Source organism: Mycobacterium sp. NGS22, from assembly GCF_059813095.1.
This window is the reverse complement of record NZ_JCALDY010000005.1, coordinates 1-21124: the sequence shown is the minus strand read 5'-3', so window position 1 is coordinate 21124 and position 21124 is coordinate 1. Positions and strand designations below refer to the sequence as shown.

Below are 21124 nucleotides of genomic sequence, written 5' to 3'. Positions count from 1 at the left end.
CCCTTATACCCTGTTGGGCGTGACCGAATCGCCGCCCGCCGCATCCGTCGACCCGCCCGGCGCCAACGACGCCGACGCGCCGCGGTACCGCTACACCGCCGAGCTTGCGGCCGGGCTCGAACGCACCTGGCAGGACAACTGGGCCAGCTGGGGGACGTTCCATGTGCCCAACCCGGTCGGCGCGCTGGCACCTGCCGACGGTGCGGGCGTGCCCGACGACAAACTCTTCGTGCAGGACATGTTTCCCTACCCGTCGGGGGATGGGCTGCACGTCGGCCACCCGCTGGGCTACATCGCCACCGACGTCTACGCCCGCTACTACCGGATGCGCGGACGTAATGTGTTGCACGCGTTGGGTTTCGACGCGTTCGGATTGCCGGCCGAGCAATACGCGGTGCAGACCGGCACCCACCCACGCACCCGGACCGAAGCCAACGTGGTGAACTTCCGGCGACAGTTGGGTCGGCTGGGACTCGGTCACGACAGTCGGCGCAGCTTCTCCACCACCGATGTCGAGTTCTACAAGTGGACGCAGTGGATCTTCCTGCAGATCTATAACGCCTGGTTCGACTCCGCTGCCGACAAGGCCCGCCCGATCGCAGACCTGATCGCCGAATACGATTCCGGGGCAAGGAGTCTGGCGGACGGCCGCGATTGGGCGACGCTGTCGGCGGGGGAGCGGTCCGACGTGATCGACGGTCACCGGCTGGTTTATCGCTCCGACTCGCTGGTCAACTGGTGCCCTGGCCTGGGCACGGTACTGGCCAACGAGGAGGTCACCGCCGACGGCCGCAGCGACCGCGGCAACTTCCCGGTATTCCGGAAACGGTTGCGGCAGTGGAACATGCGGATCACCGCCTATTCCGACCGGTTGCTCGACGACCTGGATTCCCTGGACTGGCCCGAGAAGGTCAAGACCATGCAGCGCAACTGGATCGGACGCTCGACCGGTGCGGCGGCGCTGTTCTCGGCGACCGGAGCCGACGGGACCGTACGCGACATCGAGGTCTTCACCACCCGGCCCGACACCCTGTTCGGTGCCACCTATCTGGTGTTGGCCCCCGAGCACGACCTGGTCGACGCGCTGGTCGCACCGGTCTGGCCGGACGGCACCGACAGAACCTGGACGTACGGCGCCCCGACACCCGTCGAGGCCGTCGCGTCCTACCGGCGCGCCATCGCGGCCAAGTCCGACCTTGAGCGCCAGGAGAGCCGGGAGAAGACAGGCGTCTTCCTCGGCGCCTACGCCGTCAACCCGGCCAACGACCGGCCGGTGCCGGTCTTCATCGCCGACTACGTGCTGGCCGGATACGGGACCGGAGCGATCATGGCCGTGCCAGGCCACGACCAGCGAGACTGGGACTTCGCCCGCGCCATGGGTCTGCCGATCGTCGAAGTCATTGCCGGCGGCGACATTTCGCAAGCAGCGCATTCCGGCGACGGCGTCCTGGTCAACTCCGACTACCTGGACGGGCTCAGCGTCGATGAGGCCAAACAGGCCATTACCGCCCGCCTGGAATCCGAGGGACGGGGCCGCGCGCGCGTCGAATTCAAGCTTCGTGATTGGCTTTTCGCGCGGCAGCGGTATTGGGGCGAGCCGTTCCCGATCGTCTTCGACCGCGACGGGCGCCCGCACGCACTTGACGAAGCCTCGCTGCCCGTCGAACTGCCCGACGTGCCGGACTATTCGCCGGTGCTGTTCGACCCTGACGATGCCGACAGCGAACCGTCGCCGCCGTTGGCGAAGGCCACCGAATGGGTGCACGTCGAGCTGGATCTCGGTGACGGCCTGCAGCCCTACACGCGCGACACCAACGTGATGCCGCAATGGGCCGCCAGCTCCTGGTATGAGCTGCGCTACACCGACCCGCTCAACGCGGATCGGTTCTGCGACAAGGAGAACGAGGCCTACTGGATGGGTCCTCGTCCGGCCGAGCACGGTCCCGGCGACCCCGGCGGGGTGGACCTCTACGTCGGTGGCGCCGAGCACGCGGTGCTGCACCTGCTGTATTGCCGTTTCTGGCACAAGGTGCTGTACGACCTGGGCCACGTCAGTTCTCGTGAGCCCTACCGCCGCCTGGTCAACCAGGGCTACATCCAGGCCTTCGCCTACACCGATGCGCGCGGGTCCTACGTGCCGGCCGCCGAGGTCATCGAACGGGACGGCAGGTTCTGCTATCCCGGGCCGGACGGCGAGATCGAGGTTTTCCAGGAGTTCGGCAAAATCGGTAAGAGCCTGAAGAACTCGGTGTCGCCCGACGAGATCTGCGACGCCTACGGCGCCGACACCCTGCGGGTGTACGAGATGTCGATGGGTCCGCTGGAAGCGTCGCGCCCGTGGGCCACCAAGGATGTCGTCGGCGCGCACCGGTTCCTGCAGCGCGTCTGGCGGTTGGTGATCGATGAGGACACCGGCGAAGTGCGGGTGGTGGACGGCGAATTGGACGCCGAGACGCTGCGCGCGCTGCACCGCACCATCGCCGGAGTGTCCGACGACTATGCGGCCCTGCGCAACAACACCGCCGCCGCCAAGCTGATCGAGTACACCAACCACCTGACCAAAGCCCACCGCGACGGGGTTCCGCGCGCCGCCGTCGAACCGCTGGTGCTGATGCTGGCGCCGCTGGCCCCGCACCTGGCCGAGGAGTTGTGGTCACGGCTGGGTCACTCAGAATCGTTGGCGCACGGCCCTTTCCCGGCCGTCGACCCGGCCTATCTGGTCGACGACACCGTCGAGTACCCGGTGCAGGTCAACGGCAAGGTGCGCGGCCGGGTGCTGGTGGCCGCCGACGCGGACAAGGAAGCGGTGCAGGCCGCGGCCCTGGGCGACGAGAAGGTGCAGGCATTCCTGGCCGGTGCCGCGCCACGCAAGGTGATCGTGGTGCCCGGCCGGATGGTCAATCTGGTGGTTTGAGAAGCCGTCGCGTCAACGCTGCCGGATCACCACTTCGTGGACATGACCGTCCCGAGGCGTAGCCACCACGTTGGCCACCACCTCGGCGACGGTTTCCGGCCGCAGGAACTTCGCCGGGTCGTACTCACCGCCCTCGTAGGCGACGAGCTCGCGTTGCATGTCGGTGTCGACACGACCGGGATAAACGGAGGTGACCGTCAGCGACGGCTCGTCGGCGCGTAACGAGTCGGCGAAAGCCCTCAGAGCGAACTTGCTGGCCGAATAGGCGGCCATGCCGGACGAGACGTTGCGCCCCGAACCGGAGTTGATGAACACCACCTGCCCGCGCGTCGCCTGCAGCGCAGGCAACAGCGTCAACGTAAGGGCCACCGCCCCGAACACATTGACGCTGAAGGTGGCGCGCCACTCATCGACGTGTGACTCCCCGACGTGACCCGGGACGGATACCCCGGCGTTGTGCACCAGCACGTCGAGTTCATCGATGACTTCGCAGCTGGCCTCGATCGAGTCGGTATCGGCCAGATCCAACGGAAAGGTGGTCGCGCCCAACCGTTCGGCGACCTCGTCCAGGCGTCGCGACGGCCGGCCTGCCAACAGCAGCGTATGGGTGGGCGCCAACGCCGCAGCGATGGCCGAGCCGATGCCGCCGCTGGCGCCGGTGATCAGTGCGGTGGGCACGCCGTCGTACTCAGTTGGGCAACGGCGAAGCCGCTGCCGTCCCGGTGGTGCTGGCGGCCGGTTCACCGGAGGCGAGCCGGTCCAGCGGCGCCAACGCCTTCATCAGGACCTCCAGGTCGGAGTGGGGGAGTTGGCTGAGCATCGCGGCCAGCGAGGCGTGCCGGCTGGCCAAAGACTCGGCGTGCACCGCCCGGCCCTGTGGGGTGATATCGACCAACACGGCCCGCAGATCGGACGGGTCACGTGAGCGCTTCACCAGACCGACCTTCTCCAGCCGGCGAATGGCGACCGTCGTGGTGGGCGTCCGCACCCGTTCGTGCGCGGCCAAATCCGTCATCCGGATGGGTCCGCGGTCGAGCAGGGTGATCAGTATCGAAAGCTGTGCCAGGGTGAGGTCGCTGGCGACCGCACCCGTGGTCGGGTCGCCGCGACGCAGGATCGCCGACAGCTTGGATAGCGATCGGTGCAGCCCCTCTGCCAGGTCCGCCAGCTCCGGGGACGTGGGTTCGCTGTCCGACATAAACCGGCAGTCTAACCCGACCCGCGCGGGGCGGAAGAGCCTGTCTGGGATGGTGCGCCTGCCCTGCTCAAAGCCCCTCGACGAGGAGTTGCTGGTGTCGCTGCGTCCCGGCGGCCGGGCGTGCTGGTCCCGGGGGTGCCGAACTCCGCAGATTTGCCGTGATCGGAAAAACCCTCGGCGTCCGGTCGAGCGGAGCAGGATCGTTCAGAGCACCAACGCTGCCGACTGGGGGATCGCTTCTACCTCTACCAAGACCGGCAGGACTACGTCCGCATCCACGTGGTCGGTGCCCGGTGGGAACACTCCGCGACGGCACAGTTCGGCGACCATCGTCCTGGCCATCAACTCAGATCGCCGCAGGCACGCGGCTCGCGCGGATTCCGGGTCGCGCCGGTGCATGGCGGCATGCTCGTCTTCGTAGAACGGCAGCAGGTCGTCTTGACTGTGTTGATAGGTCATCCAGAACACGCGGGGGATCAAATTCTGCGAAGCGCGGATGGTGGCGTGCAGGCGAGGCCCGGCGTACTCGTCGTTGACCGTGCGCCGGTAATCGCCGGCGCGTTCGGCGAAGGTCCGGGAGTCCCGCGCCGTCCGCAGCGACCGCAACAGCGCATCGAGTTCGGTCAGGATGCGGGGAGTGGGATTGGCGGCGGCCCGGCCGGAGGCGATGCCATTGAGCAGGCCGTCAAGTTCGTGGTGCTCGTACACGGTGGCCTCGTCGAACCGTTCGACGAACGCGCCGCGGTGATAGCGCGTCGACACGACGCCGTCGTGCTCGAGCTGGACCAGTGCCTCCTGGATCGGAACCCGGCTGATACCCAGGCCGTGCGCGATCTCGTTGCGATCGACTCGATCGCCGCTGCGCAGTTTCCCGGTCAATACCAAGTTGAGAACGTGAGTGACAACCTGGTCCTTTTCTTTGATCCCGTACCGTTTGGGCATTCATTCGCCATTTCTTCCGGCCCCCCGAAAGGCCATTGCGCGGCAAGTTTCTCACAGCTCGAGGCTTACGAAGAAATGAATTTGAAATGAAACGCGAACTAGCTACGTTCGCTGTCGCGCCATCGGCACAGCGCCTCGGCGTCGGTGAGGTCGTAGTCCGGACCGTTGACGCCCACCGTGAGCAGCGTGACGCCGAGTCCGCTGAGCGCCTCGGCGTTGGGGATCACCTCCTCCCCGCTGCCCGCTGACGCCGAGCGTTCGATGCTGGCCGGGTCCCGCCCGACGGTCTCGCAGTGCTTGGCCAGCACGGCCGCCTTGCCGGGGAACTCGTCGGCGTCGGCGAAGCTGTGCCAGATGTCGGCGTGCTCGGCGACCAGGCGCAGGGTCTTGCGTTCGCCGCCGCCGCCGATCAGGACGGGGATGTCGCGGGTGGGTGCCGGGTTGAGCTTGGCCAGCCGGGACTTGATCCGGGGGAGTGCGTCGGCCAGGTCGTCGAGTCGGCTGCCCGCGGTGCCGAATTCGTAGCCGTACTCGTCGTAGTCCTTCTGCTTCCATCCCGAGCCGATGCCCAGGATGAGGCGACCGTCGGAGATGTGGTCGACGGTGCGGGACATGTCGGCCAGCAGTTCGGGGTTGCGGTAGGAATTGCAGGTCACCAGCGCGCCGATCTGGATGCGCGACGTCTGCTCGGCCCAAGCCGCGAGCATCGTCCAGCATTCGAAGTGGGCGCCGTCCGGGTCGCCGTAGAGCGGGAAGAAGTGGTCCCAGTTGAACGCCACGTCGACACCGATGTCTTCGCAGCGGCGCACCGCGTCGCGGATCTGCTGGTATTGCGGTGCGTGTTGGGGCTGCAGCTGCACGCCGATGCGGACGGGAAAGTCGGGAAGCACGGGGGAGGTCATAGTGACCACCGTATGCCTCAGCGAGCGTCGACGACTGTGCGGACGAGGTCGATCAGCGCGCGCGGTTGGTCGCTCTGCACCGAGTGGCCCGAGTTCTGCACGACGTGTGCCGCGCGGAAATGCTTTGCGCGCCTTTGTAGTTCGGCGACATCGTCGTCGTTGACGAAACCCGACGTGCCACCCCGCACCAGAGTGACCGGGGCGGTCAATTCGTCGACGTCGTCCCACAGGGCGCCGAACTCGGGGAATTTCCGGATGCTGTCGTAACGCCACGTCCAGTTGCCGTTGTCCAGCCGGCGGGAGTTGTGAAACACCCCGCGCCGCAACGCCTTCACTTCGCGGTGCGGAGCCGCGGCGACGGTGAGATCGAGCATGGCCTGGAAGCTGGGAAACTCCCGTTCGCCGGCCATCAACTCCACGGTGCCGCGCTGCTCCTTGGTCATCTCCGAGTGCCGCGCCAGTGCCGACGGGGTGACGTCGATCAGCACGAGTTCGTCGACCAGCTCCGGCGCCAGCGCGCCGAGCCGGATGCCGGTCAGCCCGCCCAGCGACATACCCACCACGAATTGCGCGCCCGGGGCCAGCTCGCGCAGCACGGGCGCCAGGGTGTCGGCGTTGTTCTGCGGCGAGTAGTCGCCGTCCTCCCGCCACGCGGAATGCCCGTGGCCGGGAAGGTCCACCGCCAGCGCGGGTTCGCCGAGGCCGACAATCACCGTGTCCCAGGTGTGCGCGTTCTGCCCGCCGCCGTGCAGGAAGATCACCCGCGGGTCCGAGCCGCCCCAGCGCAGCGCGCTGATCTGGCCGGCGTCCACCCGTTCGACGTGGGGGAGGGGACCGGTGACGCCGGCTTGTTCGGCGTTCTCGGGCAGCAGGTCGAACTCGGAGAGCCCAGCCAGGTCGTCGTCAGCGGTGTCGGTCACGCCTCGCACTTTACGAGGCGAGCCCGGCAAGTCACGCTAGCGTGACGCTCGGCGCCGGATGTCACGCTAGCGTGACGCTCGACGCACCGCGCACCGCGCACCGCGTAAAGGCTCAGCCCTCGATGATGAACTCTTCGAGCTGCGCGCGCGCGACGTCGTCGGGCAGCTGCTCGGGCGGGCTCTTCATCAGGTACGCCGACGCCGGGATCACCGGGCCGCCGATGCCGCGGTCCTTGGCGATCTTCGCCGCACGCACCGCGTCGATGATGACGCCGGCCGAGTTCGGCGAGTCCCACACCTCGAGCTTGTACTCCAGGTTCAGCGGCACGTCGCCGAAGGCGCGGCCTTCCAGGCGCACGTAGGCCCACTTGCGATCGTCCAGCCAGCCGACGTGGTCGGACGGCCCGATGTGGACGTCCTTGGAGTTGAACTCACGCTGGACGTTGGAGGTCACCGCCTGGGTCTTGGAGATCTTCTTGGACTCCAGGCGCTCGCGCTCCAGCATGTTCAGGAAGTCCATGTTGCCGCCGACGTTGAGCTGCATGGTGCGGTCCAGTTGCACGCCGCGGTCCTCGAACAGCTTGGCCATCACGCGGTGGGTGATGGTGGCACCGACCTGGCTCTTGATGTCGTCTCCGACGATCGGCACGCCGGCGTCGGCGAACTTCTTGGCCCACACCGGGTCCGAGGCGATGAACACCGGCAGCGCGTTGACGAACGCGACACCGGCGTCGATCGCGCACTGCGCGTAGAACTTGTCGGCCTCTTCCGAACCCACCGGCAGGTAGGAGACCAGCACGTCGACCTCGGCGTCCTTGAGCACCTGGACGACGTCCACCGGCTCGGAATCGGACAGCTCGATGGTGTCGGCGTAGTACTTGCCGATGCCGTCCAGCGTCGGTCCGCGCTGCACCAGCACATTGGTGGGGGCGACGTCGGCGATCTTGATGGTGTTGTTCTCCGAGGCGAAGATCGCGTCGGACAGGTCGAAGCCGACCTTCTTCGCGTCGACGTCGAACGCGGCCACGAACTTGACGTCGCGGACGTGGTACGGACCGAACCGTACGTGCATCAAGCCGGGGACCGTGGATGTGTCGTCGGCGTTGTAGTAATACTCAACGCCCTGCACCAGCGAGGACGCGCAGTTGCCGACGCCGACAATGGCGACTCGTACCTCGGACGCCTGCGGCGCGTTCTGCTCACTCATCTGGCGTTCTCCTAACCTCGTAACTCTGATGTCCAACCGGTTTGTCCAAATTCGAACGGGTGAATCACGTCTGTTCGACGTGATTGGGCGCCGCCCGTTCCGCGGCGATGAGCTCGTTGAGCCACTTGACTTCACGCTCACTTGACTCGAGCCCGAGCTGATGCAGTTGACGGGTGTAGCGATCGAACGAGCTGCTGGCCCGCGCCACTGCTTCGCGCAGACCTTCCCGACGCTCTTCGACCTGACGGCGGCGGCCCTCCAGAATGCGCATCCGCGCTTCGGCCGGAGTGCGGTTGAAAAAAGCCAGGTGCACCCCGAAGCCATCGTCGGTGTAGTTGTGCGGCCCGGTGTCGGCGACCAGTTCGCCGAAACGCTGGCGGCCCTTGTCGGTGAGTTGATAGACGCGACGGGCGCGCCGCACCGGCGTCCCGGCCGGGGCCGCATTCTCGGCGATCAACCCGTCGGCCTGCATGCGCCGCAGCGCGGGGTACAGCGAGCCGTAGGAGAAGGCGCGGAAGGCGCCGAGTAGGCCGGTCAGCCGCTTGCGCAGCTCGTAGCCGTGCATGGGGGACTCGATCAGCAGGCCCAGAATGGCCAATTCCAGCATCGAGTCACCTCCTTTTGCATGGCTGATTAGAACGATTTGACGCCTCGCGTCATCGTATCGTCCCGATATATTAGCGACAACACCACCGGGTGTTGGTGCGCCGTTGGTCACAGCCGACACGCGCCTCAGCCCCCGGCGTAACTGACCTTCCTAGGGGTGCCGTCGGCGGCCAACTGGATGGAGCCGCCGCCGTAGTCGCTGGACACGTGGATGGAAAGCGCCAGCGCACCCGGTGTGGTGGGATCCTTCGCCGGCTCGACGATCAGGTACATGGACTTGACGTCTTGCGGTTTGATACCGACGGTTTCCGGCGCCCCACGCAGCACCCCCACCACGGCCTTGATGTCGAATTTGCCCAGGTCGACCAGTGCGGTGTCGGTGCTGCTGTTGCGGGCCGAACTGGTGGGGTCACCCCAGCCGCCGCGGTAGGTGTAGTCCAGTACGCGGCGCTCGTCGGTGGGGTCCTCGCGGTCGATCGACGCGTAGGTGGGGTAGATCACGAAGCGATAGCCGTTGGTGTCACCGAACCGCTTGCGGGTCTGCTCCAGCAGGCCGGTCAGTCCGCCCAGGGAGTGCAGTTGCCGGGGTGGCGTCAGTACCACCGCGCCGATGCCGTCGGATTTGGCGCCCGGATCCGAGGTGAAGTCCAGCGGGGAGGTGGTGTTGCCGTACAGACCCCAACCGATCGCGATGCCGAACAGCACCGACACCCCCAGCGCGGCCAGCGACAGGCCCAACCCGTCGCGCTTCACGCGGGGCCGCTTCGGTGCCGGCGGCTGCGGGGCGGGAGCGCTCTCGGCGGCCTGCAGATCCACCACCAAGTCGCGCAGGTCCCCGAGTGTCACCGCCGAGGTCGCCAGGCTGACCCGGTCGCGGTGCTCTTCCATGGAGAGCTCGCCGTCACTGAGGGCGTTGTCCAGGATCCGACACGTCTGTTGTCGATCCCTGTCCTTGGCTCGGGTTGTCGTTGACCCTGCTCGACCGACTTTCGCCACGGGGACGATCGTAGAAGTCGAGACGCGCTCGATCACCAGCACCCGCAACAGCCTTGGCTGCATATCGGTGCGGGGGATCGCGACGTACTCTGGTCAGCGTGCGATTGCAGCGACAGGTGGTGGAATACGCGCTTCGGCGGCGCTCACTGCTGGCCGAGGTCTACTCGGGACGCACCGGGGTGTCCGAAGTCTGCGACGCCAACCCTTATTTGCTGCGTGCGGCGAAGTTTCACGGGAAACAAAGCCAGGTGATGTGCCCGATCTGCCGAAAGGAGCAGCTCACCCTGGTGTCCTGGGTGTTCGGCGAGCATCTGGGTGCAGTCTCCGGCTCGGCACGCACCGCCGAGGAGTTGGTACTTCTGGCCACGCGGTTCTCCGAGTTTGCTGTGCACGTGGTCGAGGTGTGCCGCACCTGCAGCTGGAATCACCTGGTGAAGTCGTACGTGCTCGGTGCGCCACGCCCGGCGCAGCCGCCGCGAAAGTCCGGTGGCACACGGACGGCGCGCAACGGCGCCCGCACGGCCAGTGAATAGCGAAGGGCGCCATCACCAGTCGTCCAGCGACACCCCGGACGAGTCGACGGCGCAGAGCGGGCGGCATTCCAGCACTCCGGTGCCTCCCGACGACCGATTGACCACGGTGATACCGGCGGTGCCCGGCGAGCGCCCGTCCCGGCACGTCGATCCCGTCGACGAGGTCAAGGCGGCCCTCGACAGTCCGCCGCCCGAACGCGACCACCTCGACCAGGTCAAGGCGGCGTTGGACGCCCCGTCGCCGCGGCCCCGGCGGGACCAGCTGAGCGGCGGACCGCGCCGTGCCGGCGGACCCCCGCCGTCGGGTCCGACGGCGCCCTCGGGCGCGCGGGCGCACCGGTCGAAGCCGACGTGGACCGAGCAGATCAACTGGCGCTGGGTGAAGCGCTCGCTGTATCTGAGCGCGGCGGTGCTGATCCTGCTGCCGATCGTCACCTTCACGATGGCCTACTTCATCGTCGACGTGCCGCGGCCGGGCGACATCCGCACCAACCAGGTCTCCACGATCCTGGCCAGTGACGGTACCGAGATCGCCAGAATCGTTCCGCCCGAAGGCAACCGGGTGGACGTCAACCTCAACCAGGTCCCGGTGCACGTGCGCCAGGCGGTGATCGCCGCCGAGGATCGCGGCTTCTACTCCAACCCCGGGTTTTCCTTCAGCGGGTTCGCCAGGGCGGCCAAGAACAACCTGTTCGGCGGCGACCTGCAGGGTGGTTCCACGATCACCCAGCAGTACGTCAAGAACGCTCTGGTCGGTTCGGCGCAACAGGGGCTCAGTGGCGTGATGCGCAAGGCCAAGGAACTGGTCATCGCGACCAAGATGGCGGGGGAGTGGTCGAAAGACGATGTGCTGCAGGCGTATCTGAACATCATCTATTTCGGTCGGGGGGCCTACGGAATCTCGGCGGCGTCCAAGGCCTACTTCGACAAACCGGTCGAGCAGCTGTCGGTGTCCGAGGGCGCGCTGCTGGCCGCGCTGATCCGGCGGCCCTCCACCCTGGACCCCGCCGTGGACCCCGACGGCGCGTTGGCGCGCTGGAACTGGGTGCTGGACGGCATGGTCGAGACCAACGCGCTGTCCTCGGATGACCGCGCGAAACAGGTGTTCCCGCCGACTGTGCCACCCGAACAGGCACGGGCGGCCAACCAGACCACCGGACCGAACGGGCTCATCGAACGGCAGGTCACCAGGGAACTGATGGAGCTGTTCAACATCGACGAACAGACCCTCAACACCCAAGGCCTGCAGGTGACGACCACGATCGACCCGGTGGCGCAGCAGGCCGCCGAGAAGGCGGTCTCGAAGTATCTCGACGGCCAGGACCCGGACATGCGGTCCGCGGTGGTGTCGATCGATCCGCGCAGCGGGGCGGTCAAGGCCTACTACGGCGGATCCAACGCCCAGGGCTTCGATTTCGCCCAGGCGGGCCTGCAGACCGGGTCGTCGTTCAAGGTGTTCGCCTTGGTCGCCGCACTCGAGCAGGGCATCGGTCTGGGCTACCAGGTGGACAGTTCGCCGTTGACCGTCGACGGCATCAAGATCGGCAACGTCGAAGGCGAGAGTTGCGGGACCTGCAACCTGGCCGAGGCGCTGAAGATGTCGCTGAACACCTCGTACTACCGGCTGATGCTCAAGCTCAAGGGCGGGCCCCAGGCCGTCGCCGACGCGGCGCATCAGGCCGGCGTCGCCGACAGCTTCCCGGGTGTGGCGCACACACTGTCCGAGGACGGCAAGGGTGGTCCACCCAACAACGGAATCGTGTTGGGGCAGTATCAAACTCGGGTCATCGACATGGCCTCGGCGTACGCCACTCTGGCCGCCTCGGGTATCTACCACCGGCCGCACTTCGTGCAGAAGGTGGTGAACGCCGAGGGGCAGGTCCTCTTCGACGCCGGCACCGCCGAGGACAGCGGCAACCAGCGCATACCCAAGGCGGTGGCCGACAACGTCACCGCGGCCATGCAACCGATCGCCGGCTATTCGCGTGGCCACAACCTGGCCGGGGGGCGGGCCTCGGCGGCCAAGACCGGAACCACCCAGTTGGGTGACACCACCTCCAACAAAGACGCCTGGATGGTCGGTTACACCCCGTCGCTGTCCACCGCCGTCTGGGTCGGCACCGTCAAGGGCGACGAGCCGCTGGTGACTGCCTCGGGCGGCGCGGTCTACGGGTCGGGTCTGCCGTCGGACATCTGGAAGTCGACGATGGACGGCGCCCTGAAGGGCACCCAGAACGAGACCTTCCCCAAGCCTTCGGAGATCGGCGGTTACGCCGGCGTGCCCGCCCCGCCGCCGCCGCCCCCGGCACCGCCGTCGCAGACGGTGATCCAACCGACGGTCGAGGTCGCGCCGGGTATCACCATTCCGGTTGGTCCACCCCAGACCATCACCGTGGCGCCACCGGGGCCGCCCGCGCCGGGCCTGCCGGCGCCAGGCCTGCCCGCGCCAGGCCCACCCGCTGACGTGCCCCAACCGGTGCCGTGACACCCCCGGTGACCGGGGCACGGACCGAGCGCGCCGACATATCGCCGCAACCGCTGGCCGCCGACCGGCGAAGCGCCGACAGTCGTGATTGCCCCAGCCGCAACGACGTTCTCGGCGCTGCGCTGGCGGGCGTGGTCGGGGGGCCGGTAGGCAGGCACGCGCTGATCGGACGGACCCGGTTCATGACTCCGCTGCGGGTGATGATCGTCTTCGCGCTGGTGTTCCTGGCGTTGGGTTGGTCGACGAAGGCGGCCTGCCTGCAAAGCACCGGAACCGGCACCGGCGATCAGCGGGTGGCGAACTGGGACAACCAGCGCGCCTACTACGAGCTGTGTTATTCCGACACCGTCCCGCTGTACGGGGCAGAGTTATTGAGCCAGGGCAAGTTTCCGTACAAGTCCAGCTGGATCGAGACCGACGGCAACGGCGCACCCCAGATCCGCTACGACGGCCAGGTCGCCGTCCGCTACATGGAATATCCGGTGCTGACCGGCCTGTATCAGTACCTGTCGATGGCGCTGGCCAAGACCTACACCACGGTGAGCAAGCTGGGTCTGGTCCCGGTGGTCGCCGAGGTGGTGATGTTCTTCAACTTCGCGGCCGTCGGGCTGGCGATGGCCTGGCTGGCCACCGTCTGGGCAACCTCAGGCTTGGCGGGGCGCCGGGTCTGGGACGCGGCACTGGTGGCGGCTTCGCCGTTGTTGATCTTCCAGATCTTCACCAATTTCGACGCTCTCGCAACGGCTTTCGCGATGGGCGGCCTGCTGGCGTGGGCCCGCCGAAAACCGTGGCTGGCCGGTCTGCTGATCGGCCTCGGTGCGGCGGCCAAGCTGTATCCGCTGCTACTGCTGGGACCGCTGCTGGTGCTGGGAATCCGGTCCGGACGTCTCGGTGGGGTAGCGCGCACCGCCGCAGGCGCGGTAGTGACCTGGGTAGCGGTGAATCTGCCGGTGGCAGTGCTGTTTCCGCGCGGCTGGTCGGAGTTCTTCCGGCTCAACACCCGTCGCGGCGACGACATGGACTCGCTGTACAACGTCGTGAAGTCGTTCACGGGCTGGCGCGGCTTCGATTCGTCGCTGGGCTTCTGGGAACCGCCGACGGTGCTCAACGCGGTGGTGACCGTGTTGTTCCTATCGTGCTGCGCGGCAATCACATACATCGCGTTCACCGCGCCGCAGCGGCCGCGGTTGGCGCAGCTGGCATTTCTGGTGGTGGCGGCGTTTCTGTTGACCAACAAGGTGTGGAGTCCGCAGTTCTCGTTGTGGCTGGTTCCGTTGGCGGTGCTGGCGCTGCCGCACCGCCGGATCCTGTTGGCGTGGATGACCATCGATGCGCTGGTCTGGGTGCCGCGGATGTATTACCTCTACGGCAACCCGAGTCGGTCGCTGCCCGAGCAGTGGTTCACCACGACCGTGCTGTTGCGTGATATCGCGGTGCTGGGTCTGTGTGTCCTGGTCATTCGGCAGATCTACCGTCCCGACGAGGATTTGGTGCGCTGGCAGGGCAGAGTCGACGACCCGGCGGGCGGGATATACGACTTGGCGCCTGATGCGGCGCCCAGCTGGTTGCCGAACTGGTTGTGCCCCAAGCCTTTTCATCGGCCGGCGGTTGCACGCGAAGACGACGCCGAACTCGCCGTGGCCGTCGGGAAGGCCTGATGCAGGTCGCCATTCCGGTGTTCCCCCGGTTCACGGCGCTGGATGCGGTGGGTCCCTATGAAGTGCTGCAACGCATCCCGTCGATCGAGGTGGTCTTCCTCGGGCACACGCGCGGGGAGATCCGCACCGAGAACGGCTTGCTCGGCGTCACCTGCGACGCAACCTTCGACGAAGTGAAGGCCCCCGATGTCGTCGTGGTGCCCGGCGGCATCGGCACCCGAACACTCGTCGGCGACGAAACACTCTGCGGCTGGCTGCAATCGGTGCATCCAGGCACCGAGTTCACCACCTCGGTGTGCACCGGTGCGCTGCTGCTGGCCGGTGCGGGCCTGCTGGACGGATTGACCGCGACGACGCATTGGCGCGCGGCCGAGGAACTGAATGCGCTGGGGGCGAGCTACGTGCCCGACCGGGTCGTCGAGCACCTGCCCCAACGCATCATCACCGCAGCCGGGGTGTCCAGCGGGATCGACATGGCGCTGCGGTTGGTGGAGTTGCTGGTGGACCGGGAGGCCGCGCAGGCCGCGCAACTGCTGATCGAGTACGACCCGCAGCCGCCGTTCGACTCCGGTTCGCTGGCCAAGGCCGACGAGGGGACCAGAGGCCGGGTGGCGGAGTTCCTGCGGTCCCGGAAGTGAATTTCCAGCCGAGCCGGTGATCCGGTAGCCTGGGGCGGTTGCCGACGCAGGCGACCCTCCTGCCACGGAACGTCCGTGGCCGCGCAGACCAGAGGAGGTGATGAGGTCCCTATGCGTCCATACGAAATCATGGTCATCCTCGACCCCACGCTCGACGAACGCACCGTCGCCCCGTCGCTGGAGACGTTTCTCAACGTCGTCCGCAAAGACGGCGGCACGGTCGAGAAGGTCGACATCTGGGGCCGGCGGCGGCTGGCGTACGAGATCGCCAAGCACGCCGAAGGCATCTACGTCGTCATCGACCTGAAGGCCGCCCCCGCCACGGTCTCCGAGCTGGACCGGCAGTTGAGCCTGAACGAGTCGGTGCTGCGCACCAAGGTGATGCGCACCGACAAGCACTAACTGTCGGATCTGCTGCGTACAGTCACTATGACTACTTGCCGGGCGGACTCAGGAGGAAATCATGGCTGGTGACACCACCATTACCGTCGTCGGAAACCTGACCGCTGATCCCGAGCTGCGGTTCACGCCGTCGGGTGCTGCCGTGGCCAACTTCACCGTCGCGTCGACACCGCGGATCTACGACCGGCAGAGCGGGGAGTGGAAGGACGGCGAAGCGCTGTTCCTCCGCTGCAACATCTGGCGCGAGGCCGCGGAGAACGTCGCCGAAAGCCTGACCCGCGGGTCGCGCGTGATCGTGACCGGGCGGCTCAAGCAGCGGTCCTTCGAGACCCGTGAGGGCGAGAAGCGCACCGTGGTCGAGGTCGAGGTCGACGAGATCGGGCCTTCGCTCAAGTACGCCACCGCCAAGGTCAACAAGGCCAGCCGCAGCGGCGGCGGCGGTTACAGCGGCGGTGGCGGCGGATCGCGGCAGTCGGCGCCCGCCCAGTCCGGTGGCTCCGGTGACGACCCGTGGGGCAGCGCCCCGGCCTCGGGTTCGTTCGGCGGCGGCGACGACGAACCACCCTTCTGATCCAGAGAACTTCGAAGCACGAGAACGGAAAGAACAACACTCATGGCCAAGTCCACCAAACGGCGCCCGGCTCCGGAAAAGCCGATCAAGGCACGCAAGTGCGTGTTCTGCGCCAAGAAGGACCAAGCGATCGACTACAAGGACACCGCGCTGCTGCGGACCTACATCAGCGAGCGCGGCAAGATCCGGGCCCGGCGGGTCACCGGCAACTGCGTCCAGCACCAGCGCGACATCGCGATCGCGGTGAAGAACGCCCGCGAGGTCGCGTTGCTGCCCTTCACCTCCTCGACGCGGTAGACACCGCGCCTGCAACGAAAGAACGCCAACGATGAAGCTGATTCTCACGGCTGACGTCGACCACCTCGGTGGCGTCGGCGACACAGTCGAAGTCAAGGACGGGTACGGCCGCAACTTCCTGCTGCCGCGTGGCCTGGCAATCGTCGCCTCGCGGGGTGCGCAGCGACAGGCCGACGACATCCGTCGGGCGCGCGAGACCAAAACGGTCCGCGACCGTGAGCACGCCGACGAACTCAAGACCGCCATCCAGGCCCTGGGCCCGGTGGCGTTGCCGGTGAAGACCGCCGGCGACAGCGGCAAGCTGTTCGGCTCGGTCACCGCCGGCGACATCGTGACCGCCATCAAGAAAGCCGGCGGCCCTAACCTCGACAAGCGGATCGTGCGGCTGCCCAAGGCGCACATCAAGTCCGTCGGTACGCACCCGGTTGTGGTGCACCTCCACCCCGAGGTCGACGTCGAGGTCTCCGTCGACGTCGTCGCCGACAGCTAATTCCGTAGCCTGCCCGGCGTGGCTCTGCGAGGCCATGCCGGGTTTTGCGCTGCGCCCGAAATTCCCCGCGCGGCTTCGTCGGTTGTCGCGCTGGCGAACAAATCCGAAGCCATTCGCCGGCCGGGGGCGTAACCGGCCATTTACTCAGCGAAAATCTGACTGAAAACCAACACGCCCGGCGCGATAACCTGCCCCGACACGCCGATGAGATTGTTGTCCACACGATTTCGTCAGCGTTGTATGGCGGTTAGCAGCAGTGATGTCGCAATAAGCCACATTGATCCACAGGTTCTCCACAGTCCGCTCAACATCGGCGTCGACGTATATGCACACACGATGCACAGCTTGATGAACAAGCTCTCTTTGACAGGTCGCCAGCAACGTTTACGTTCATCCCGGCGCCTTGGCCAAGCAGGCCATGAGGTGGGACGGGGGTGGGTGTCAGTGCCGTGACTTACGCTCTGGATGTACGGCTTTCGAATGTGTGTTCGGTAGTTGAGCGGAGAGGGTGAGGGCCCGTGGCTGTCGTCGATGACCTGCCGCATCCCGGTATGGATTCTCCAACGCCCAGTGAGGATTACGGACGCCAACCTCCGCAGGATCTCGTGGCCGAGCAGTCGGTGTTGGGCGGGATGCTGCTGAGCAAGGATGCGATAGCCGACGTCCTGGAGCGGTTGCGGCCTGGCGATTTCTACCGCCCGGCGCACCAGAACGTCTACGACGCGATCTTGGACCTGTACGGCCGTGGTGAACCGGCCGACGCGGTGACGGTGGCCGCCGAGCTCGATCGGCGCGGGCTGTTGCGCCGCATCGGCGGTGCGCTCTATCTGCACACCCTGATCTCGACGGTGCCGACGGCGGCCAACGCGGGCTACTACGCGACCATCGTCGCCGAGAAGGCGCTGCTGCGCCGGCTGGTGGAGGCCGGCACCCGCGTGGTGCAGTACGGCTATGCCGGTGCCGACGGTGCGGACGTCGCCGAGATCGTCGACCGCGCCCAGGCCGAGATCTACGAGGTGGCCGACCGGCGGACGTCGGAAGACTTTGTGCCGCTCGAGGATCTGCTGCAGCCGACGATGGACGAGATCGATGCGATCGCCTCCAACGGCGGCATCTCACGCGGCGTGCCGACGGGATTCACCGAGCTCGACGAGGTCACCAACGGGCTGCATCCGGGGCAGATGATCATCGTGGCGGCGAGGCCGGGCGTGGGGAAGTCGACATTGGGTCTGGATTTCATGCGATCGTGCTCGATCAAACACCGCATGGCCAGCGTTATCTTCTCGCTAGAAATGAGTAAGTCCGAGATCGTGATGCGACTGCTGTCGGCGGAAGCGAAAATCAAACTCGCTGATATGCGTTCGGGACGTATGAACGACGACGACTGGACACGATTGGCGCGGCGGATGAGCGAAATCAGCGAGGCGCCACTGTATATCGATGACTCGCCGAATTTGACCATGATGGAGATTCGTGCCAAAGCGCGCCGACTACGGCAAAAAGCCAACTTGAAACTTGTTGTGGTCGACTACCTGCAGTTGATGACCTCGGGCAAGAAGGTCGAGTCAAGGCAGATCGAAGTGTCCGAATTTTCAAGGCATCTTAAGCTTCTCGCCAAAGAGCTCGAAGTTCCTGTGGTGGCAATAAGTCAGCTCAATCGCGGTCCCGAGCAGCGCACCGATAAGAAGCCGATGCTGTCTGACCTTCGCGAGTCAGGCTCGCTCGAACAAGATGCGGATATGGTTATTTTGCTAAATCGTCCGGACGCATTTGAACGTGACGACCCACGCGGGGGAGAAGCGGATTTCATTCTCGCTAAACATCGCAATGGCCCGACCAAGACGGTGACGGTGGCTCACCAATTGCACCTGTCGCGATTTTCGAATATGGCGAGGTAGAAAGCGAACGGTGTCGAGATGCAACGGAAATTAACAAACGACACCTAGTTGTTTAACAAGTTGGTTAGCCGGTGAAACTAAATCCGCCGCCTCGGCGAAAGCTCCGAGTGCACGAACTAGCCCGCGAACTGGGCTGGACGTCTCGGCAGTTGCTCGCCGAGTTGTGTCGGCGCGGCGAGTTCGTGAAGTCGGCAGCTAGCCAGTTAGAGGCACCGGTCGTCCGCACCCTTCGGCGGTAGTTTGGGACCGTCAGCACAGGACAAGACGCGGACGCGAAGCTCAGCCCGGAGATGTATGGCCACTCGGCGGAGCCCGCGACTACCGAAGACGGCACAGAATTCGCTGATGAACTTGCGAAGGCTCGAACGCAATCGAAGGCCAAGGGCCAGAACAAGGTTGCACGATGGCATCCACCGATCCTGCAGGCGCTACTCGACGACGTCGTCGTTCCCCAGCGGCCAGAACATCTCGCCGCACCGACGAGTGGATACTTCGTGTCGGAATTGAAGAAGGCCGCAGGACTCAGCAAGCGGTGGGCTGAAGCACAACTGAACGGTCTTGGGGACGATGAGTCTTTAGTAATCAAATGGATCCGGCTCAGCGATGGTCAGCGTCCAGACATTGCTGTCGAACTAGCAGGTTGTGGTATTCGTCCGGACGAGGCGGCCCTCTGCTTCGGATCGCGAAGTCGGTGCACCTGCGGAAGCTGAACTCGCTCATCGAGAAAAGGGTTGCCCGAGTAGTTGGCCCGCGGCTGATCCACAGCACTATCGTGCCGTGGAGGTCTTTGCAGCGGGTGAGCCTCACAACAAGGCTTTTCTCCGCCGCAATAAAACTGCCAATGCGACTGCAAGCAAGCTTCTTGAGCCGTACAGTTCGGCCCGAAGACGCAGCTTCGGAAGCTGTTTCGCGCTAGCACGCTGAGCTGAGTTGGGAGCCTTGAATGGCATCTTTCGTATTCCTCACCCCGGACGCCGTCGTCGCAGCGTCGCAGAATTTGGCTGGCGTCGAGTCGGCGATCGGCGCAGCCAACGCAGCGGCGGCGAGATCAACTCTTCACATAGCGGCTGCGGCTCAGGACGAGGTGTCGGCGGCCATCTCTGCGTTGTTTGGCGCCCACGCTCAGGATTATCAGGCTGCCGCTGGTCAAGCGAAGCTGTTCCACGAGCGGTTCGTGGGGACGCTGACATCGAACGCATGGCTATATGCGGCCGCAGAGGCAGCCAACGCCACACCCTTTCAGTCGTTGGAGCAGGCTTTCCTGTCGTTGGTCAACGCTCCTTCCTATGCGATTTTCGGGCGCCCGCTGATCGGTGACGGCACCAACGGCGCGGCAGGGACCGGGCAGGCCGGCGGGGCCGGCGGCATCTTATTCGGCAGCGGCGGCCGCGGTGGGTCAGGTGCAGCGGGAGCCACCGGCGGGGTCGGCGGCAACGCCGGGCTGTTCGGAAACGGCGGAGCGGGCGGGGCCGGCGGATCAGCTGAAACCCTCGGCGGTACTGGCGGTGCCGGCGGTCGAGGTGGCTCAGGCGGATGGTTGGGCGGCTTCGGTGGGGCAGGTGGGGCCGGCGGTGTCGGCGGCGCAGCGGGACCTCTGATTGCTGCGGGAACCGGAGGCATTGGTGGCGCAGGTGGCACTTCGCGGGCGCCGCTGTTGTGGGCTGGCGGGGCGGGCGGCGCTGGTGGAGCCGGCGGCGCTGGTATGGCCGGCAACATCGCCTCAAGCGCCGGTGGGACAGGCGGGAGCGGAACCGCCGGTGGCCTTGGTGGGGTTGGCGGAGCCGGCGGTAGTGGCTTCGGATTGTTCAGCCACGGTGGTGCCGGCGGTGTCGGCGGTAGCGGCGGGACCGGCGGGGGCGGGGGCGTCGGAGGTAGCGGTGCCAGCGGCGCCGTAAGCGGAGGCATTGGTGGTGATGGCGGGGGCGGCGGCGCCGCTGGCGCCGGCGGTGCGGGTGGGAGCGGCGGATTCTTCGGGGCGCACGGGGCGCACGGGGCCGCCGGTAACGGCGGTAGCGGCGGTAGTGGTGGAAGCGGCGGTGCGGGCTATGACGCGGGCACCGACCCGCTAGCGGTGCCCGGCGCATCTGGCGGCCAGGGTGGTCAAGGCGGCAACGGAGGAACCGGCGGAAATTCCGGAACCGGCGGCACGGCGGGCGCCGGCGGCAACTCTGGTGCTGGGGGTGGCGGCGGCAACGGCGCCGCCGGCGCGGCAGGTACGGCGGTGGTGACCACGGGCGGCATCGGCGGCAACGGCGGGGCGGGCGGTAACGCCGGTACCGCGGGAGTGGCTGGCAGCGGCGGTAATACCGGCAGCGCCGGTAACTCCGGCAACGGTGGCATCGGCGGGAGTGGTGGAAGCGGCGGTGCGGGCTATGACGCGGGCACCGACCCGCTAGCGGTGGCCGGCGCATCTGGCGGCCAGGGCGGTCAAGGCGGCGACGGCGGAACAGGCGGAAAGTCTGGTCCT

General features: G+C 66.5%; 19 protein-coding genes and 1 pseudogene. 12 read left to right on the top strand and 8 right to left on the bottom strand.

From position 1 onward, the window contains the following. Positions 1-19 precede the first annotated feature (19 nt). A complete protein-coding gene (leuS, locus tag AC5Y47_RS05785; protein WP_499942918.1) occupies positions 20-2914 on the top strand; it encodes a leucine--tRNA ligase in 2895 nt (964 codons plus the stop codon). A gap of 12 nt (positions 2915-2926) precedes the next feature. Here leuS and AC5Y47_RS05780 read toward each other — a convergent pair whose 3' ends face one another. The 8 genes from AC5Y47_RS05780 to AC5Y47_RS05745 all read right to left on the bottom strand — a co-directional run bounded on the left by AC5Y47_RS05780 (position 2927) and on the right by AC5Y47_RS05745 (position 9748). Then, entirely contained in the window at positions 2927-3592 is a 666-nt protein-coding gene (locus AC5Y47_RS05780) for an SDR family oxidoreductase (protein WP_499942917.1), read from the bottom strand. A 10-nt stretch (positions 3593-3602) separates the two neighbouring features. Then, on the bottom strand, positions 3603-4112 hold the full coding sequence (locus tag AC5Y47_RS05775; RefSeq protein ID WP_499942915.1) for a MarR family winged helix-turn-helix transcriptional regulator: 510 nt from the start codon (positions 4110-4112) through the stop codon (positions 3603-3605). 204 nt (positions 4113-4316) lie between these two features. After that, entirely contained in the window at positions 4317-5054 is a 738-nt protein-coding gene (locus AC5Y47_RS05770) for a GntR family transcriptional regulator (protein WP_499942914.1), read from the bottom strand. A 98-nt stretch (positions 5055-5152) separates the two neighbouring features. Continuing rightward, positions 5153-5956 (bottom strand): LLM class F420-dependent oxidoreductase, encoded by an 804-nt coding sequence (locus AC5Y47_RS05765; RefSeq protein WP_499942912.1) that lies wholly within the window; start codon positions 5954-5956, stop codon positions 5153-5155. Positions 5957-5973: 17 nt separating this feature from the next. Beyond that, positions 5974-6876: an Rv0045c family esterase gene (locus tag AC5Y47_RS05760; protein WP_499942911.1), complete on the bottom strand. Its 903-nt coding sequence runs from the start codon at positions 6874-6876 to the stop codon at positions 5974-5976. Between the two features lie 112 nt (positions 6877-6988). Beyond that, positions 6989-8083, bottom strand: a complete 1095-nt coding sequence (locus tag AC5Y47_RS05755) for an inositol-3-phosphate synthase (RefSeq protein WP_499942910.1) — start codon at positions 8081-8083, stop codon at positions 6989-6991. Between the two features lie 64 nt (positions 8084-8147). Next, positions 8148-8690: a PadR family transcriptional regulator gene (locus AC5Y47_RS05750; RefSeq protein WP_499942908.1), complete on the bottom strand. Its 543-nt coding sequence runs from the start codon at positions 8688-8690 to the stop codon at positions 8148-8150. Positions 8691-8815: 125 nt separating this feature from the next. Then, positions 8816-9748 (bottom strand): DUF1707 SHOCT-like domain-containing protein, encoded by a 933-nt coding sequence (locus AC5Y47_RS05745; RefSeq protein WP_499942907.1) that lies wholly within the window; start codon positions 9746-9748, stop codon positions 8816-8818. Between the two features lie 35 nt (positions 9749-9783). On the opposite strand from AC5Y47_RS05745, the gene AC5Y47_RS05740 reads away from it, so the two are divergent. From AC5Y47_RS05740 to AC5Y47_RS05690, 11 genes and pseudogenes are all read left to right on the top strand, one after another. Beyond that, positions 9784-10218, top strand: a complete 435-nt coding sequence (locus AC5Y47_RS05740) for a DUF5318 family protein (protein ID WP_499942905.1) — start codon at positions 9784-9786, stop codon at positions 10216-10218. A 79-nt stretch (positions 10219-10297) separates the two neighbouring features. After that, positions 10298-12703 carry a transglycosylase domain-containing protein gene (locus tag AC5Y47_RS05735; protein ID WP_499943165.1) on the top strand — a complete coding sequence of 802 codons (2406 nt, stop codon included), beginning with the start codon at positions 10298-10300 and terminating at the stop codon, positions 12701-12703. A gap of 8 nt (positions 12704-12711) precedes the next feature. Beyond that, positions 12712-14361 (top strand): glycosyltransferase family 87 protein, encoded by a 1650-nt coding sequence (locus AC5Y47_RS05730; protein ID WP_499942904.1) that lies wholly within the window; start codon positions 12712-12714, stop codon positions 14359-14361. Further along, entirely contained in the window at positions 14361-14999 is a 639-nt protein-coding gene (locus AC5Y47_RS05725) for a DJ-1/PfpI family protein (protein WP_499942902.1), read from the top strand. The genes AC5Y47_RS05730 and AC5Y47_RS05725 overlap by 1 nt, the downstream gene beginning before the upstream one ends. 111 nt (positions 15000-15110) lie before the next feature. Continuing rightward, positions 15111-15401 carry a 30S ribosomal protein S6 gene (gene rpsF, locus AC5Y47_RS05720; protein WP_067415006.1) on the top strand — a complete coding sequence of 97 codons (291 nt, stop codon included), beginning with the start codon at positions 15111-15113 and terminating at the stop codon, positions 15399-15401. Between the two features lie 61 nt (positions 15402-15462). Beyond that, on the top strand, positions 15463-15972 hold the full coding sequence (locus tag AC5Y47_RS05715; protein ID WP_499942901.1) for a single-stranded DNA-binding protein: 510 nt from the start codon (positions 15463-15465) through the stop codon (positions 15970-15972). 42 nt (positions 15973-16014) lie between these two features. After that, entirely contained in the window at positions 16015-16269 is a 255-nt protein-coding gene (rpsR, locus tag AC5Y47_RS05710) for a 30S ribosomal protein S18 (protein ID WP_499942900.1), read from the top strand. 31 nt (positions 16270-16300) lie between these two features. Next, complete coding sequence (rplI, locus tag AC5Y47_RS05705) at positions 16301-16759, top strand: 50S ribosomal protein L9 (protein WP_499942898.1); 459 nt, start codon at positions 16301-16303, stop codon at positions 16757-16759. Between the two features lie 518 nt (positions 16760-17277). Next, positions 17278-18657: a replicative DNA helicase gene (gene dnaB / locus AC5Y47_RS05700; RefSeq protein ID WP_499942896.1), complete on the top strand. Its 1380-nt coding sequence runs from the start codon at positions 17278-17280 to the stop codon at positions 18655-18657. Positions 18658-18728: 71 nt separating this feature from the next. Beyond that, positions 18729-18890: pseudogene (locus AC5Y47_RS05695) on the top strand (translation initiation factor IF-2 N-terminal domain-containing protein); the annotation flags it as partial. A 710-nt stretch (positions 18891-19600) separates the two neighbouring features. Further along, positions 19601-21124 (top strand): PE family protein (locus AC5Y47_RS05690; protein WP_499942895.1); only part of this gene is annotated, 1524 nt, incomplete at its 3' end.